At 61.0% G+C, this 14571-nt stretch carries 15 protein-coding genes; 11 read left to right on the top strand and 4 right to left on the bottom strand.

All coding sequences use genetic code 11. The features are described 5' to 3' along the window. Nucleotides 1-82: 82 nt before the first annotated feature. On the top strand, nt 83-991 hold the full coding sequence (locus BG60_RS00075) for a LysR family transcriptional regulator (RefSeq protein WP_008345931.1): 909 nt from the start codon (nt 83-85) through the stop codon (nt 989-991). A gap of 3 nt (nt 992-994) precedes the next feature. Here BG60_RS00075 and BG60_RS00070 read toward each other — a convergent pair whose 3' ends face one another. Further along, a complete protein-coding gene (locus BG60_RS00070) occupies nt 995-2710 on the bottom strand; it encodes an ATP-binding protein (protein ID WP_033536880.1) in 1716 nt (571 codons plus the stop codon). Between BG60_RS00070 and BG60_RS38930 the strand changes: the two genes are divergently transcribed. The 6 genes from BG60_RS38930 (at nt 2607) to BG60_RS00040 (ending at nt 8498) form a co-directional block, all read left to right on the top strand. Beyond that, complete coding sequence (locus tag BG60_RS38930) at nt 2607-2951, top strand: hypothetical protein (RefSeq protein WP_162483417.1); 345 nt, start codon at nt 2607-2609, stop codon at nt 2949-2951. The two genes, BG60_RS00070 and BG60_RS38930, sit on opposite strands and share 104 nt — an antisense overlap. Next, nucleotides 2948-3487 (top strand): DUF4142 domain-containing protein, encoded by a 540-nt coding sequence (locus tag BG60_RS00060; protein WP_008345928.1) that lies wholly within the window; start codon nt 2948-2950, stop codon nt 3485-3487. Before BG60_RS38930 ends, BG60_RS00060 begins: the two co-directional genes overlap by 4 nt. Before the next feature lie 31 nt (nt 3488-3518). Beyond that, nucleotides 3519-3902 (top strand): DUF1801 domain-containing protein, encoded by a 384-nt coding sequence (locus tag BG60_RS00055; protein ID WP_008345927.1) that lies wholly within the window; start codon nt 3519-3521, stop codon nt 3900-3902. Between the two features lie 228 nt (nt 3903-4130). Then, nucleotides 4131-6326: a TonB-dependent siderophore receptor gene (locus BG60_RS00050; RefSeq protein WP_008345926.1), complete on the top strand. Its 2196-nt coding sequence runs from the start codon at nt 4131-4133 to the stop codon at nt 6324-6326. Between the two features lie 169 nt (nt 6327-6495). After that, entirely contained in the window at nt 6496-7512 is a 1017-nt protein-coding gene (locus BG60_RS00045; RefSeq protein ID WP_008345925.1) for an ABC transporter substrate-binding protein, read from the top strand. Between the two features lie 38 nt (nt 7513-7550). Beyond that, nucleotides 7551-8498, top strand: a complete 948-nt coding sequence (locus BG60_RS00040) for a TauD/TfdA dioxygenase family protein (RefSeq protein WP_008345924.1) — start codon at nt 7551-7553, stop codon at nt 8496-8498. A gap of 7 nt (nt 8499-8505) precedes the next feature. On the opposite strand, the gene BG60_RS00035 is transcribed toward BG60_RS00040, so the two are convergent. Beyond that, complete coding sequence (locus tag BG60_RS00035) at nt 8506-8994, bottom strand: DUF2165 family protein (protein ID WP_033536907.1); 489 nt, start codon at nt 8992-8994, stop codon at nt 8506-8508. A 265-nt stretch (nt 8995-9259) separates the two neighbouring features. Between BG60_RS00035 and BG60_RS00030 the strand changes: the two genes are divergently transcribed. Next, nucleotides 9260-10843 carry an alanine/glycine:cation symporter family protein gene (locus BG60_RS00030; RefSeq protein WP_008345922.1) on the top strand — a complete coding sequence of 528 codons (1584 nt, stop codon included), beginning with the start codon at nt 9260-9262 and terminating at the stop codon, nt 10841-10843. On the opposite strand, the gene BG60_RS00025 is transcribed toward BG60_RS00030, so the two are convergent. Together BG60_RS00025 and BG60_RS00020 are read right to left on the bottom strand one after the other, a co-directional pair. Next, nucleotides 10840-11589 (bottom strand): carbonic anhydrase family protein, encoded by a 750-nt coding sequence (locus tag BG60_RS00025; RefSeq protein ID WP_034470037.1) that lies wholly within the window; start codon nt 11587-11589, stop codon nt 10840-10842. The genes BG60_RS00030 and BG60_RS00025 overlap by 4 nt on opposite strands. 112 nt (nt 11590-11701) lie before the next feature. Further along, the gene (locus BG60_RS00020; RefSeq protein ID WP_008345920.1) at nt 11702-12598 is read right to left on the bottom strand and encodes a LysR family transcriptional regulator; all 897 of its coding nucleotides are present in this window, start codon (nt 12596-12598) and stop codon (nt 11702-11704) included. A 214-nt stretch (nt 12599-12812) separates the two neighbouring features. On the opposite strand from BG60_RS00020, the gene sdhC reads away from it, so the two are divergent. The 3 genes from sdhC to BG60_RS00005 form a co-directional block, all read left to right on the top strand. After that, nucleotides 12813-13223, top strand: a complete 411-nt coding sequence (gene sdhC / locus BG60_RS00015) for a succinate dehydrogenase, cytochrome b556 subunit (RefSeq protein WP_008354059.1) — start codon at nt 12813-12815, stop codon at nt 13221-13223. A 2-nt stretch (nt 13224-13225) separates the two neighbouring features. Further along, nucleotides 13226-13594 carry a succinate dehydrogenase, hydrophobic membrane anchor protein gene (sdhD, locus tag BG60_RS00010; protein WP_008354058.1) on the top strand — a complete coding sequence of 123 codons (369 nt, stop codon included), beginning with the start codon at nt 13226-13228 and terminating at the stop codon, nt 13592-13594. Between the two features lie 5 nt (nt 13595-13599). Next, nucleotides 13600-14571: FAD-dependent oxidoreductase (locus BG60_RS00005; protein WP_034470228.1), on the top strand; the 972-nt coding region annotated here is incomplete at its 3' end.

The following is a 14571-nucleotide window of genomic DNA, read 5'->3' as shown; positions in this document are numbered from 1 at the left end:
GGCGACGATGATAGAATTTCCGATGCATGAATAAAAATGGTTTAATTTCATGCATCGATTAACTTTGTTCATGGAGACGCCTATGCTCGAACGCGCGCATCTGATGGTCGTGCGAGAAGTCGAGCGCCAAGGCTCGCTGACCGCCGCCGCCGACGTGCTCAACCTCACGCAATCCGCGCTGAGCCATACGGTGAAAAAGCTGGAGCAGCAGTTGGGCACGGCGGTGTGGACGCGCGAAGGGCGCAGCATGCGGCTCACGCAGGCGGGCCAGTATCTGCTTGGCCTCGCCAATCGCATGCTGCCGCAGTTCGAACTCGCCGAAGCGCGCATGAGGCAATATGCCGAAGGCGAGCGCGGCACCTTGCGCATCGGCATGGAGTGTCATCCGTGCTATCAGTGGCTGCTCAAGGTCGTGTCGCCGTATCTCGCGCGCTGGCCCGATGTCGATGTAGACGTGAAGCAGCGCTTTCAGTTCGGCGGCATCGGCGCGCTGTTCGGTTACGACATCGACGTGCTCGTGACACCCGATCCGCTGAAGAAACCGGGCTTGCGCTTCACGCCCGTCTTCGATTACGAGCAGGTGCTCGTCGTTCCCGAAGCGCACACGCTCGCCGATGCCGCTCATGTCACGCCGGAGCAGGTCGCGCAGGAAGTGCTGATCACGTATCCGGTCGAAACCGATCGCCTCGATATCTACACCCAGTTCCTCACGCCCGCGAATGTCGTGCCGAGAAGGCACAAGACGATCGAGACGACCGACATCATGATGCAGATGGTCGCGAGTGCGCGTGGCGTCGCGGCGCTGCCACGCTGGCTCGCGGAAGAATACGCGGACCGCATGCCGCTCGCCGTGCTCAAGCTAGGGAGGAAGGGCATTGCGAAGAAGATTTATCTCGGCGCGCGCGAAGCCGATGTCAGCGTCGAATATCTCGCGGCGTTCATCGCGCTTGCGAAGAAGGCCGACTGGGCGAAGGCGCGCGTGTCGCGTTGACGTTCAGCGCCGCGCATCGAGCGCATGGCGGATCGTGCGTGCGAGGTCATCGAACGTGAAGGGCTTTTTCAGCAGCACGACGCCTTTGTCGAGCCGCCCTTCGTGAAAGATGATGTCGCGCGTATAGCCCGATGCGAACACCACGGTCGCGTTATACGGCGGCGCGCTCGCGATCTTCGCGAGCTCGTTCGCGCGCAGCGTGCCGGGCATCACGACATCGCTGAAAAGAAGATCGACGTGGCCATGCTTCTGCAGGACGGCAAGGGCCGATTCCGCGCTCGGCGCCGACAGCACCTTGTAGCCGAGCTGCGCAACCATGTCGATGGTCGCGAGGCGCACGTCGGCATCGTCCTCGACGACGAGCACCACTTCGCCGCCGCTCGATGCACGCGGGCGCGCGCCGTGCGCATTCGTCGATTCGACTTGCGTGCAGCGTGGGAAGTACAACGCGACGGATGTGCCTTCGCCCACCTGCGTTTCGACATCCACGCAGCCCGCGCTTTGCGACACGAAGCCGAACACCATGCTCAGGCCGAGGCCGGTGCCTTGGCCTTCGGCTTTCGTCGAATAGAAAGGCTCGAACATGCGTGCTTTTACGCTGTCGGGCATGCCATCGCCGTCGTCGGTAACAACCAGCTTCACGTAATCGCCCGCGGGCAACGCGAGACCGGTCGTCATCTGATCGCCGAGGGTCGCGTTCGAGACTTCGAGCTGAATGTTGCCGCCTTCATGAATCGCGTCCCGCGAATTGATGACGAGATTGAGCAGCGCGTTTTCCAGTTGATGGCGATCGACGAAGAGATTCCAGGCATCGCACGATACCGTGGTCTTCAGCTTGATCGATTCGGGCAGCGCGCGTTGCAGGAACTCGCACATGTCCGCGACGAGCTTCGCCGGATCGATGACGGCGGGATTGAGCGGCTGACGTCGCGCGAAGGCGAGCATCTGCGAGGCGAGCTTGCCGCCGCGCGCGACGGCTTCGCTCATCACGCGCAGCCTGCGTGTGAGATCGGGTTTGTCGCGCGTCGCGAGTTCGATCAACTGCAGGTTCGCGGAGATGATCTGCAAGACGTTGTTGAAGTCGTGCGCGACGCCGCCCGTCAGATTGCCGATGGCTTCCAGCTTCTGCACCTGACGAAACCGCTCCTCGGCCTCGACGCGCGCCGTGACCGCTTCCGCGACGCGTTCTTCCAGCGTCTGCATGAGTTTGAGCAGCTTGTCTTCGGCAAGTACCTTGCGAGTCGTTTCGACGACGACGGCAATCACGCCTGCCGGATGACCGTCGTCTTCTGCAACAGGACTGTAGTGCAGATCCATCCACACGTCTTCGGGCCGGCCATTGCGATGCAGCGTGAGACGCTTGTCGGCGTAGGACAGCGTTGCGCCGGACAAACAGGTGTCCACGACGTTGCGATTGAACGCGGCGATCTCGGGCCAGCCGTCTTCGACAGGCTTGCCGAGCAGAAACGGATGACGTCCACCGGCGAAGCCCGCATAGGCGTCGTTGTAGATCATCGTGCCGCGCCGGCCCCAGAGCATGACGAGCGGCACAGGCGAAGCAAGCAGAAGTTGCACGGCTGCCCGCAGACTCTTCGACCATCGACCGATCGGGCCCATGGCCGTGTCCGACCAGTCGAAGCTGGCGATGCGCGAAGCCATCTCGCCGCGCCAGCCTTCACAGTCGAAGGATTGCTCGGGCCAAACCGTTTCGGCGTTCATAGAGTTGAAGGGAAAGTTGATGTGCCGCCGTCTTCGTAAAAAGCGGCAGGAGCTTGGTTTGGATCAAAGGCTACATCTTAGTCCACGCATCGGCCTGCACTCCATACTGGACGCTGCTTTGCGAGGAGTGGGCGACCTGAAGGCTCGCATATCGAACACGAAAGGCCACCGTTTCGGACAGGTGAAGCACATGTTTCAAGGTAAAGTCATCGCCGTCGACATGATCGGGAGGCGCGCATGAACGGCAAGCGCATCGTCGCGGCGTTGCTCGTGTTGCTCTTTTGGACGGCTCGTGTGTACGCGCAAGAGCCTTCGCTTACGGATGAACAGATGCTCGGCGTCGTCTTCGTCGCCAATCAGGCCGAGATCGCGGCGGCCAATCTCGCGTTGCGCAAGACGCGCTCCAACAGCCTGCAGGTCTACGCGAAACGGATCGTGTCGGAACACGCGCAGGTCAATCAGGAGATCATGACGCTGACGCAGCGCTTCGGCACGGAGCCGCAACGCAGCGCGACGAGCGACGCATTGACGAAGCAAAGCAACAGCGAGATCGCCGAGCTCGATGAAACCAGCACCTACGACTTCGACGAAGCGTATCTCGAACACGAGATCGTCTCGTTGCAGAAGCTGGTGCGTACCGTCGAAGGCTATATCCGCACGGCGCGCAGCGCGGACGCGCGAACCTTGCTGATCCGCTCGCGTCCTTCATTCATCTTTCATCTCGATCAGGCGCAAAGGCTGCAAATCACCATAGGCAGTCCGGGCCTCATCCGCTGATGTCGCTCACGAATAAAAACAGGAGAAATGCATGAATGCATCGGAACGTATCGACGAACTGATCGCGGGCATCGCGGATTGGCGCGGCGAGACCTTCGCCAATGTGCGCAAGATCATCCTCGCAGCGGACGAAGGGATCGTCGAGGAGTGGAAGTACATGGGCAGCCCGGTCTGGTATCGCGACGGCATGATCGCGGTGGTCAACGCGCACAAGGACAAAGTGAAGCTCACCTTCGCGCACGGGGCGAGCCTGCCGGACCCCGACAAGCTCTTCAATGCGAGCCTCGAAGGCAACGCGCGGCGTGCAATCGATTTTTTCGAAGGCGACAAGATCGATGCACACGCGCTTAAGAATCTCGTGCGCGCGGCGATCTCGTTGAATCAGACGAAAGCGAAGAAGAAAGCGGCTGGTTAAGCTGCGCGCGTCTATGCGCCGATGAAGGCGGCGATGTCGACCGCATCCGCATTAACGAATCCAGTCCAGGCCATGCGCGTCTGGCGCGGCTCGGGCAGATCGAGACTGTCGTTTTTGGACTTAAGATTTCCAATTGATTCTTTACAAAGACAAAACATCTTGTCACAATGCGGACGCAAATAATAACGATTCGCATTCACACGCAATGGACCTCCAAAAGAAATGAGCATGAAGACAGGAACGACGAGCCCGGTCGCGATGCGGCCTTTGAAACTGGCCGCCTTGCTGCTGTTCGCGGCAGCGCCGCTCGCCCACGCACAGTCCGCGGATGCGCCGTCGGGTGCATCGGCGGCTGCGGCGTCGAACGCGCCGGCCGAAAGCACGCTGCCCGCGGTGAAGGTCACGGCGCAGAACGCCGATGAACCGTATGGTCCGACGAAAGGCTACGTCGCGAAAGAATCGACGGCGCTCAAGACGGGCACGTCGCTCCTCGAGACACCGCAGTCCGTCTCGGTCGTCACGCGCGAGCAGATGGATCAGCAGAACGCGCAGACGCTCAATGCGGCCGTGCGCTATGTGTCGGGTGTGACGCCCGAAACGCGCGGCGGCATCGCGACGCGTTACGACATGCTCAAAGTGCGCGGCTTCGACGCCGACAAGTACTGGAACGGTCTCAAGCTGCTCGACAACGGCTGGTACGCGGTGCCGCAGATCGATCCGTATTTGATGGAGCGCGTCGAAGTGCTGAAGGGCCCGGTCTCGGTGCTGTACGGTCAGGCGGCGGCGGGCGGCCTGCTGGATCAGGAAAGCAAGATGCCGACGGTCGTGCCGCTGCATGAAGTGGGCATCGAGTTCGGCAACTACGCGCACAAGTCGGCCAAGTTCGATTTCTCCGGGCCGATCGCGGGCGACGATCGCTATCTGTACCGCATCACCGGCATCGCGCGTTCGGAAGACGGGCAAGTGCAATCGACGTACAACAAGCGCATCGCGATCGCGCCGTCGTTCACGTGGCGTCCGGACAACAAGACTTCGCTCACGCTGTACGGCCTCTATCAGCACGATCCGGACAGCACGTCCTACGGCAGCGTGCCGCCGCAAGGCACGGTGCTCTACAACCCGAACGGCAAGCTGCCGAGCGACTTCTACGACGGCGATCACAACTTCGAGAGCTTCAATCGCGTGCAGGAAGCGATCGGCTACAAGTTCGACCGCAAGCTCAACAACGCGTGGTCGTTCCGCTCGAACGGACGTCTGCTGCATCTCGCGCAGGACTACAAGAGCGTCTATGCGAGCGCGCTTGAAGACGACTTGCGCACGCTCGATCGCGGCACGGCTGCGTCGAAGGACAACCTGAACACGATTCAGCTCGACAATCAGCTCGAAGGCAACGTCTCGACCGGCCCGATCGACCATACGCTGCTGTTCGGCTTCGATTACCAGCACTATGCGAGCAACTTCGATGCGGGCTTCGGCACCGCGCCGTCGCTCGACATGTTCGCGCCGAACTACAACCAGGCGATCACGCCGCCGGACCGCTATCACCAGATCCTGAGCGGCACGCAATACGGCGTGTATGCGCAGGATCAGGCGCGCTGGGGCAACGTGATTCTCACGCTCGGCGGACGCGAGGACTGGGCGAGCAGCGATTCGAACAACACGACGTACGGCGTCGTGTCGCATCAGTTCGATCGCGCGTTCACGGGGCGCGCGGGCCTCACGTATGTGTTCGATAACGGCATCGCGCCGTATGTCAGCTACACCGAATCGTTCACGCCGCAAGCGGGCACGGACATCAACGGTCAGCAGTTCTCGCCGGAGAAGGGACGTCAGTATGAAGTCGGCGTGAAGTTCCAGCCGAAGGGCTACAACGCGTTCTTCTCGGCCGCGCTGTTCGACCTGACGCGCAAGAATCTGCTGACGGTCAATGCGGACAACCCGAACTTCCAATCGGCGGTCGGCGAAGCGCGCTCGCTCGGCGTCGAACTCGAAGCGAAGGCGAGCCTCACGGATTCGTTGAACGTCACGGCGAGCTACACGTATCTCAGCACGAAGTACACGAAGGACAACAGCGGTCTCGAAGGCAAGTTCCTGCCCGCGATTCCGCAGAATCAGGCTTCGTTGTGGGCGTATTACACGGTCAATCGCGGACCGCTCGCCGGTCTCTCGATGGGCGCGGGCGGACGCTACACCGGCACGACGTATAGCAGCGACAACAGCTTCAAGGTGTCGAGCTTCTTCCTCGTCGATGCCACGCTGAACTACGATCTCGGCCGCGCCATGCCGCAGTTCAAGGGCGTCGAGCTGTATGTGAACGCGCAGAACCTTTTCAACAAGGAATACGTCGCGTCGTGCTACTACGGCAGCTGGTGTGCGTTCGGTTACGGACGTCAGGTGTTCGCCGGCATGAACTATCACTGGTAAGCATGTTGCACCGCACTGCGTCTTTCGAACGGCGCAGTGCATCGAATCGTCGTGAGCGCCGCCCTGGCGCTTATCGCGAACGAAGCTATCCGTATCGGGATTTCTTCGTTCGCGTGTGAGGAAGCGGCTAGTACATTGATCGCTCGCCGCTCATCCACGATATCCCCGCATGATCCCGACGACTTCATTGCATCGCCTCTTCGCCATGCTCGCGTTGATGGCGGCATGTGCTTTACCGATGCATCGCGCGCACGCCGAAGGCAAGGTGAAGATCGTCGATCAATATGGCATCGGCTCGTTGCTGCTCAAGGTCGCGAAGGACCAGAAGCTCATCGAGAAGGCCGGCGCGCGCGCGGGCCTCGATATCGACGTGCAGTGGAACACGCTTTCCGGCGGCGCGGCCGTGAACGAAGCGCTGCTCTCGGGCGCGGCGGATATCGCGACTATCGGCATCGGGCCGTTGATGACGATCTGGGATCGCACGCGCGGGCATCAGGATTTTCGGGCCATTGCGGCGCAAAGCGCGGTGCCGGTGTATCTCGTGACGAACGATCCGCGCATTCGCAGCATCAGGGATATTGGCGAGAAGGATCGCATCGCGGTGGTGTCCGTCGCAGTGTCGCAGCAGGGACGTCTGCTGCAAATGGCGTCGGCCAGGGCGTTCGGCGATGCCGAGTATGCGCGGCTCGACCGTTTCGAAGTCAACATGCCGCACGCCGATGCGACGACCGCGATGTTATCGGGCAACTCGGTCGTCAATCTGCATTTCTCCAACGCGCCCTATCAGTATCAGGAACTCGAAGATCCGAAGATCCACAAGGTCACGAGTTCCACCGAAATCCTCGGCGGACCGTCGACGGGCAGTGTTGTCGTGACTTCCGACAAATGGCGCAAGGACAATCCGAAGACCTATGCCGCCGTGCGCGCGGCGCTCGACGATGCGGCGAAGCTCGTCGAGAAGGACAAGGCTCAAGCGGCGGCCATCTATATTCGTCAGGACGGGTCGAAGCTCTCGCCTGCGTTCGTCGAGCGCATTCTCAGCGACAAGGAAGCGAGCTTCGCGACGACGCCGCAAAACACGCTGCAACTGGGCACATTCCTGCATAAGGTCGGCGTGATTCGTCACGAGCCGAAATCATGGCGCGACTATTTCTTCGCTGACGATTCGAGCGCGCAAGGCAGTTGACACGTCTTTCATTTATCCATCATCGAAAGGAATCCGAAATGAATGCAGTGGCCACCGGGAATGAAACGGAAGTGACTGTCAGCCCGCTGTCGGCGCATATCGGCGCGGAGATCGGCGGCGTCGACCTTACGCGTCCCTTGTCTTCCGCACAGGTCGAAGCAATTCGCGCCGCGTTGCTCAAATGGCGCGTGGTCTTCTTCCGCGAGCAGTTCCTGAGCCACGAACAACACATCGCGTTCTCGGCGCACTTCGGCGAGCTCACGGTGGGGCATCCGGTGTTCGGCCACGTCGACGGGCATCCGGAGATTTACTCGATTTCGAAGTTTCGCAAGGCCACGCGCTTCGAAGGGCAATCGGTGCTGCGTCCGTGGACGGGCTGGCATACGGATGTGACTGCCGCGGTGAATCCGCCGTTCGCATCGATCCTGCGCGGCGTCACGATTCCGCCCTATGGCGGCGATACGCAATGGACCAATCTCGTGATCGCATACGAGAAGCTGTCTGCGCCGCTGCGCGCGTTCGTCGATGGGCTGCGCGGCGTGCATCGTTTCGCGCCGCCGCAAGGCGCAAGCGGCACCGATGCGTTCACGAAGGCCGTGACGGATCACACGCTCGTCGCCGAGCATCCGTTGGTGCGCGTGCATCCCGAGACCGGCGAACGCGCGCTGTATGTCAGTCCGGGTTTTCTCAAGCACATCGCGGGGCTCGCGCCGCGCGAAAGTCAGGTGTTGCTCGAACTGCTATGGGAGCATGTGACGCGGCCGGAATTCACGGTGAGATTCAAGTGGGAGCCGGGCAGCATCGCGTTCTGGGACAACCGCACGACCGCGCATCTCGCGCCGACGGATATCTTCGATCTCGACTTCGATCGCCAGTTGTATCGCACGACGCTCGTCGGCGATGTGCCCGTGGGGCCGGACGGGCAGAAGTCGGTGGCGATCGAAGGCACGCCCGTTGGCGCGGCGGCTGCGGTCGCGTTGAACTGATCGGCGTTCAACCTGATTCGCTACGCGTCACGAAGATCAATATCAGAAGAAACGTGATGAAGAAGCGAAACGCGCTTTCGGTGCCGTTCCATTGCTGCGATTGCCACATGCCGAACCATTCGCCGCCGATCGACATGAAGCAGACTTGCCAGGTGAGATAGCCGAGCGTGAGGCCCGCGATCGCCCAGCGTTTGGCTCGCGCGAAGGCCGCGCTCTCCTGGCGCAGTGCGCGGGCCATCGCGATGACGCCTGTCCAGCAAAGAAGCGCGGTGAGCGTTTCGAGAAAAATGATCGCGTCATAGCCGAGATGCTGAAGCACCGGCGACGTGATCGCGCGATACATGTTCGCGTTGCCGGGAAACGTCGTGTCCATTCGCATGACGTGCTCGACGAACTGCAGGTTGCTGCCGTAGTCCGTCAGATTGCCAAAGCTGACGAGCGACGCGAGCAGGGCCATCGAAGCCACGACGAGAAGTTTCGCGAGGCGTTCGGTCATCTTCATCTTCATTCTCCAGCAGCGTTGGGAACGTGATTGTGCAAGAGAAGAATGAGATGAGCTTGATTTCTCGCTGCAACTAACTGTCTCGTTGCGCCAGCGCCTTTCTGCACGAAACGATCGTCGGATGAATGTACGACGCCGACCCGTATAATCGCGGCCTCGCACACGTTTGCGCGTCCATTGCGGCACGCGCGACGACTCGTTTATCAACATCCCGAACCCCTGTCTCAGACAGGCCGAAGCAAGAAAGGAACGCCCAAGCGTGGAAAGTCTCTTCCAATCCGTGAATGCATTGTTTGCCTGCATTGCGCCCGTCTCGGATTTCTTGTGGGATTTCCCCACGAATTTCAAGGCTTATTCACAAATCCCCGTGCTCGGGCAGTTTTCGTTCGCGATCCTTTTGCTTGTCGGCGTGGGCATTCACTTCACGATCCGCACGCGCTTCATCCAGACGATGAACGTCGGCAAGATCGTTCGCATGATGCTGCGCAGGCAGTCGTCGAAAACCGGCGTCAGCGCGCTTGCGTCGTTCATGCTCGGGCTCGCGATGCGTGCCGGGCCCGGCAATATCGTCGGCATTACGGGCGCGATTTCCGTCGGCGGACCGGGCGCGTTGTTCTGGATGTGGGTGGCCGCGTTCTTCGGCATGGCGACCGCGTTCATGGAATCGACGCTCGCGCAGCTCTTCAAGGAGAAAAAGCACGACGAGTTCGTCGGCGGCTTGCCGTTCTATGGGCGGCGCATTCTCGGCGACAAGCGCTTCGTCGGCACGTTGCTGTCGCTCGTATTCATCGTCTATGCGCTTTTCAATGTGCCGCCGCAAACGTTCAACGTGTTCACCGCGATTGGCACCATCGCCGATACGGTGACCGGCACGCATCTCGGGCGTCAGTCGACGGTGTATTACGTCATCGCGGCGGTGCTCATCGCAGCGTGCTCGTTCATCATCATGGGCGGCATTCGCCGCGTGACCGCTTATACCGATGTGCTCGTGCCGATCAAGGCGACGCTCTTCTGTCTGATGTCGCTCGTCATCATCGTCATCAATCTGCCGCTGATTCCCTACTTCTTTCATGAGGTGATCGTCGGTGCATTCGCGCCGCATGCGCTCTTCGGCGGCGCGATCGGCACGGCGCTCGCTCAAGGCGTCAAGCGCGGGCTGATGTCGAACGAAGCGGGGCAGGGCACCATCACGATGGCCGCGGCGATCGCCGACAACGATCACCCTTGCGAACAGGGCTTCGTGCAGAGCCTCGGCGTGTTCTTCGACACGATGGTCATCTGCACGATGACCGGCTTCATCGTCGTGATGGCGCACGTATGGACCGGCACGGTGGACGGTCAGGCGTGGGAGTCGGTCAGGGCATCGAAGATCACGGTCTATCTCGCATCGGTCGAAACGCTCGTGCCGGTTTCGGTCGCGCATGTCGTCAAGATCGTGATGTGCGTGTGCTACGGCCTCTTTGCGTTCACGACGTTGCTCGGCATGATTTCGTTCGCCGAAATCTCGGCCAACTTCATTTCACGAAGCAGAGGTTTCATCATCGGCATTCGCGTCGTCGGCTCGCTCGTGTTCGTGCCGTTCGGCGCGCTCACCGTGCTTGCGGGACTCGAATTGCCTAACCTGTGGGCGCTTTCCGATCTGATGAACATCGTGATGGTGCTGCTCAACGTGCCGATTCTGCTGATCGGGCAACGTCTCGTGTACAAGGCGCTCGCGCACTACCGCTCGACGCGCGGCGGACCGTTCGTGTCGGAGGACATCGGCGTGCGAACCGAGTATTGGTCCGCGAAGCGCGGTGTCGTCAGGCAAACGGAAGAACTTCGCGAGCGCGTCGACAGTTAAGAGCCGAAGAAGTCCACCGCGCCGGTGCCGAGGTTGTACATCGCGCCGGCTATCTTGATGGCGTGCTGATTCTCCATGTCGCTCAGCACGGCGCTTTCCTGGCGAATCTGCGCGATGGTCGACTCGACGTTCTTGCGCGCCACCATGTCGACGAACGTGTAATTGGTCGCCGTGCGCTCGCCGTCGTACTTCGTGGCTTCCACGGCGGGTTTGATGCGCGCGAGCAACGCCGTGAGATGACCTAGTTCGGCATTGGCGATCGCGCCTTTGATCGCGCCGCAAGACGTATGTCCCATCACCAGCACGACTTTCGCGCCCATCAGCTTGCACGCGAATTCCATGCTGCCGAGAATGTCGTCGTTTTCGATGTTCCCCGCGACGCGGCAGTTGAAGATATCGCCGATGCCCAGATCCATGATTACCTCGGCGGGCGCTCGCGAATCGATGCAACTGAGCAGCACGGCCGCGGGATATTGTCCCTTTGCGCTCGTCTTTTGTTCGGCAAGGTAGTTGCGCGCCTTGCGTTCGCCTCTGCGGAAACGCTCGTTGCCGCGCTTCATCGCATCGAGAATCTGCTCGGGCGACATCGCGTCGCGCTGCGCGTGCGTCAACGCGTCGGCGTGAGCGGATGTCATGAGGAGCGGCGGAACCGCGAGCCCGGCGATAGTTGCAGACGCAACTGATTTGAGAAAGCTCCGGCGGCACGCGGGCGTGCATTGCAGCGGATGCTTCAGATCTTCGCGCATGACCTTGCTCCTCGACCTGACGGGAATCGGCCTTCCTCAACGCTCTTCTTGCGACATGAAGTGTTGGACGAAAAATCGTCGAATGCAATGCACGCTTGTTCTGATGACAATGTCAGGTCGATGACGTAACGATCTGCCGCGCGATATCGAGAAAGTTGGCGGTCTTGGCGGCTGTCGCATCGATGCGCGATGCAAGCGCCAGACGAATCGTGATCGCGCTGCCGAGCGCATCGGTGTAGGCGACGCCATCGACCTGAATCTGGCACACCGACGCCGGCACCAGCGACACGCCGAATTCCGCCGCGACCAGATTGACGACCGATGATAGCTGCGGCGCCTGCTGGCCGGCGACCGGCTCGAATCCCGCTTCACGGCACGCACCGATGATGACGTCGTGCAATGTCGGACTTGCCTCGCGCGGAAGCATCACGAAAGGATCCTCCGCCAGCGTCGCCAACGGCACCTTGCGCTTTTTCGCGAGCTTGTGCGTGGCGGGCAGCACGATTTTCATCGGCTCGATCGCGATGTGATTGATCTGCACGCCCGCGGGCGACTGGCTGCCGAGACGGACGAACGCGACATCGACGCGGCCGGCGTCGAGATGCGCGAGCAGTTGCGCGGTATTGCCTTCGGTCAGCGTCAGCATGACGTTCGGATAAGCCTGCCGATACGACCGTATGAGCTTCGACACGACCGGATTGAACGCCGCCGATCCCGTGAAGCCGATATTGAGCTGCCCGATCTCGCCGCGCCCCGCGCTCTGCGCTTTCTCGACGGCGAGACGCGCGTCGTCGACGAGACGCTTCGCGTCGGCGGCGAACGCTTCGCCGGCTTCCGTCAGCACGACGCCGTGCCCCGTGCGGCGAAAGAGCCGCACGCCGAGTTCGTCTTCGAGCGCGTGAATCTGCTGACTGAGCGGCGGCTGTCCGATGCCGAGCCGCTCGGCCGCGCGCGTCACATTGCGTTCCTCGGCGACGGCCAGAAAGTAGCGGAGATGTCGCAATTCCATGCGATATATGAAAAAGCTATTTCAGAAAGACGAGATAGATATTGGACAGTATATCAATCGCGCGACAAAATACCGCTATCGCGCAGTGCGCGGGCTAGAACTATCCCCGAATACGTTGCCGGTTGCTCGTCAAAGCGAATCGGCAGGGCGGGTCGCGCCCGTGTCGATCGTCGACGGCGCGCGAATCGTCAATCAGTTTGGGAAGGGGTCTAATGTGGCTGAAGCATTAAAAAAACCAAGGCCGGAATACCGGAACATCGGGATCGGTCAGATCGCGAAGTATCGCTTGCCGCTGGCGGGCAAGGTATCGATCCTGCATCGCGTGAGCGGCCTGCTGCTCTTCGTGTGTCTGCCGTTCATCCTGTATCTGCTCGATCAGAGCCTCACGTCGGAAATTTCGTTCGACGCGTTCAAGGGCTTTCTCGCCAACCCCATCGTCAAGATCATCACGCTCGTGTTGTCGTGGTCGTATCTGCATCACTTCTGCGCGGGTATCCGCTTCTTGCTGCTCGACACGCACGTCGGCGTGAACAAGCAAGGCGGCAAGCAAAGCGCGCTCATCGTGCTGATCGTCTCGCTGTTGCTCACGCTCGCGATGGCTCTCAAGATCTTCGGAGTGTTCTAAACATGGCAACGCAAAATCGGGTCGGCCCCAAGCGCCTGGTCGTCGGCGCGCACTATGGTCTGCGCGACTGGCTCGCGCAACGCATCACCGCGGTCGTGATGGCCGTGTACACCGTCATTCTTCTCTTCTGGTTCTTCGCCGCGCACAACTTCTCGTACGAAGGCTGGGCGGGCATCTTCGCGACCCAGTGGATGAAGCTTGCGACTTTCGTAGCCTTGCTTTGCCTCTTCTATCACGCGTGGGTCGGCATTCGCGACATCTGGATGGACTACGTGAAGCCCATGGGTCTGCGCCTGCTGCTGCAAGTGCTGACGATCCTCTGGCTCGTCGGATGCGCCGGCTACGCTGCACAGATTCTCTGGAGAGTTTAAAGAACATGGCTGCAATCAAGACTTCCCTGCCGCGTCGTCGCTTTGACGTGGTCATCGTCGGTGCGGGCGGATCGGGCATGCGCGCATCGCTGCAGCTCGCGCGCGCGGGTCTGTCCGTCGCGGTGCTCTCGAAAGTGTTCCCCACGCGCTCGCATACGGTGGCCGCGCAAGGCGGCATCGGCGCATCGCTCGGCAACATGAGCGAAGACAACTGGCACTATCACTTCTACGACACCATCAAGGGCTCCGACTGGCTCGGCGATCAGGATGCGATCGAGTTCATGTGCCGCGAAGCGCCCAACGCCGTGTACGAGTTGGAACACATGGGCATGCCGTTCGACCGTAATCCGGATGGCACGATCTATCAGCGTCCGTTCGGCGGCCACACGGCGAACTACGGCGAGAAGCCCGTGCAACGCGCCTGCGCGGCCGCCGACCGTACCGGTCACGCGTTGCTGCACACGCTGTATCAGCAGAACGTCGCGGCTAAAACGCACTTCTTCGTCGAATGGATGGCGCTGGATCTGATCCGCGACGCCGATGGCGACGTGCTCGGCGTCACCGCGCTCGAAATGGAAACGGGCGAGGTCTATATCCTCGAAGGCAAGACGACGCTGTTCGCCACGGGCGGCGCGGGCCGTATCTTCGCGGCATCGACGAATGCGTTCATCAATACGGGCGACGGCCTCGGCATGGCCGCGCGTTCGGGCATCGCGCTGCAGGACATGGAGTTCTGGCAGTTCCACCCGACCGGCGTCGCCGGCGCGGGCGTGCTGATTACCGAAGGCGTGCGCGGTGAAGGCGGCATTCTGCGTAACTCGAATGGCGATCGCTTCATGGAACGCTATGCGCCGACGCTGAAGGATCTCGCGCCGCGCGACTTCGTTTCGCGTTCGATGGATCAGGAGATCAAGGAAGGCCGCGGCGTCGGTCCGAACAAGGATCACGTGCTGCTCGATCTGTCGCACATCGGCGCC

It is taken from the genome of Caballeronia zhejiangensis (assembly GCF_000698575.1).
In the GTDB taxonomy this organism is placed as follows: domain Bacteria; phylum Pseudomonadota; class Gammaproteobacteria; order Burkholderiales; family Burkholderiaceae; genus Caballeronia; species Caballeronia zhejiangensis.
Note: the sequence above shows the minus strand (reverse complement) of the source record. Positions and strands in the feature narration are given on the sequence as shown.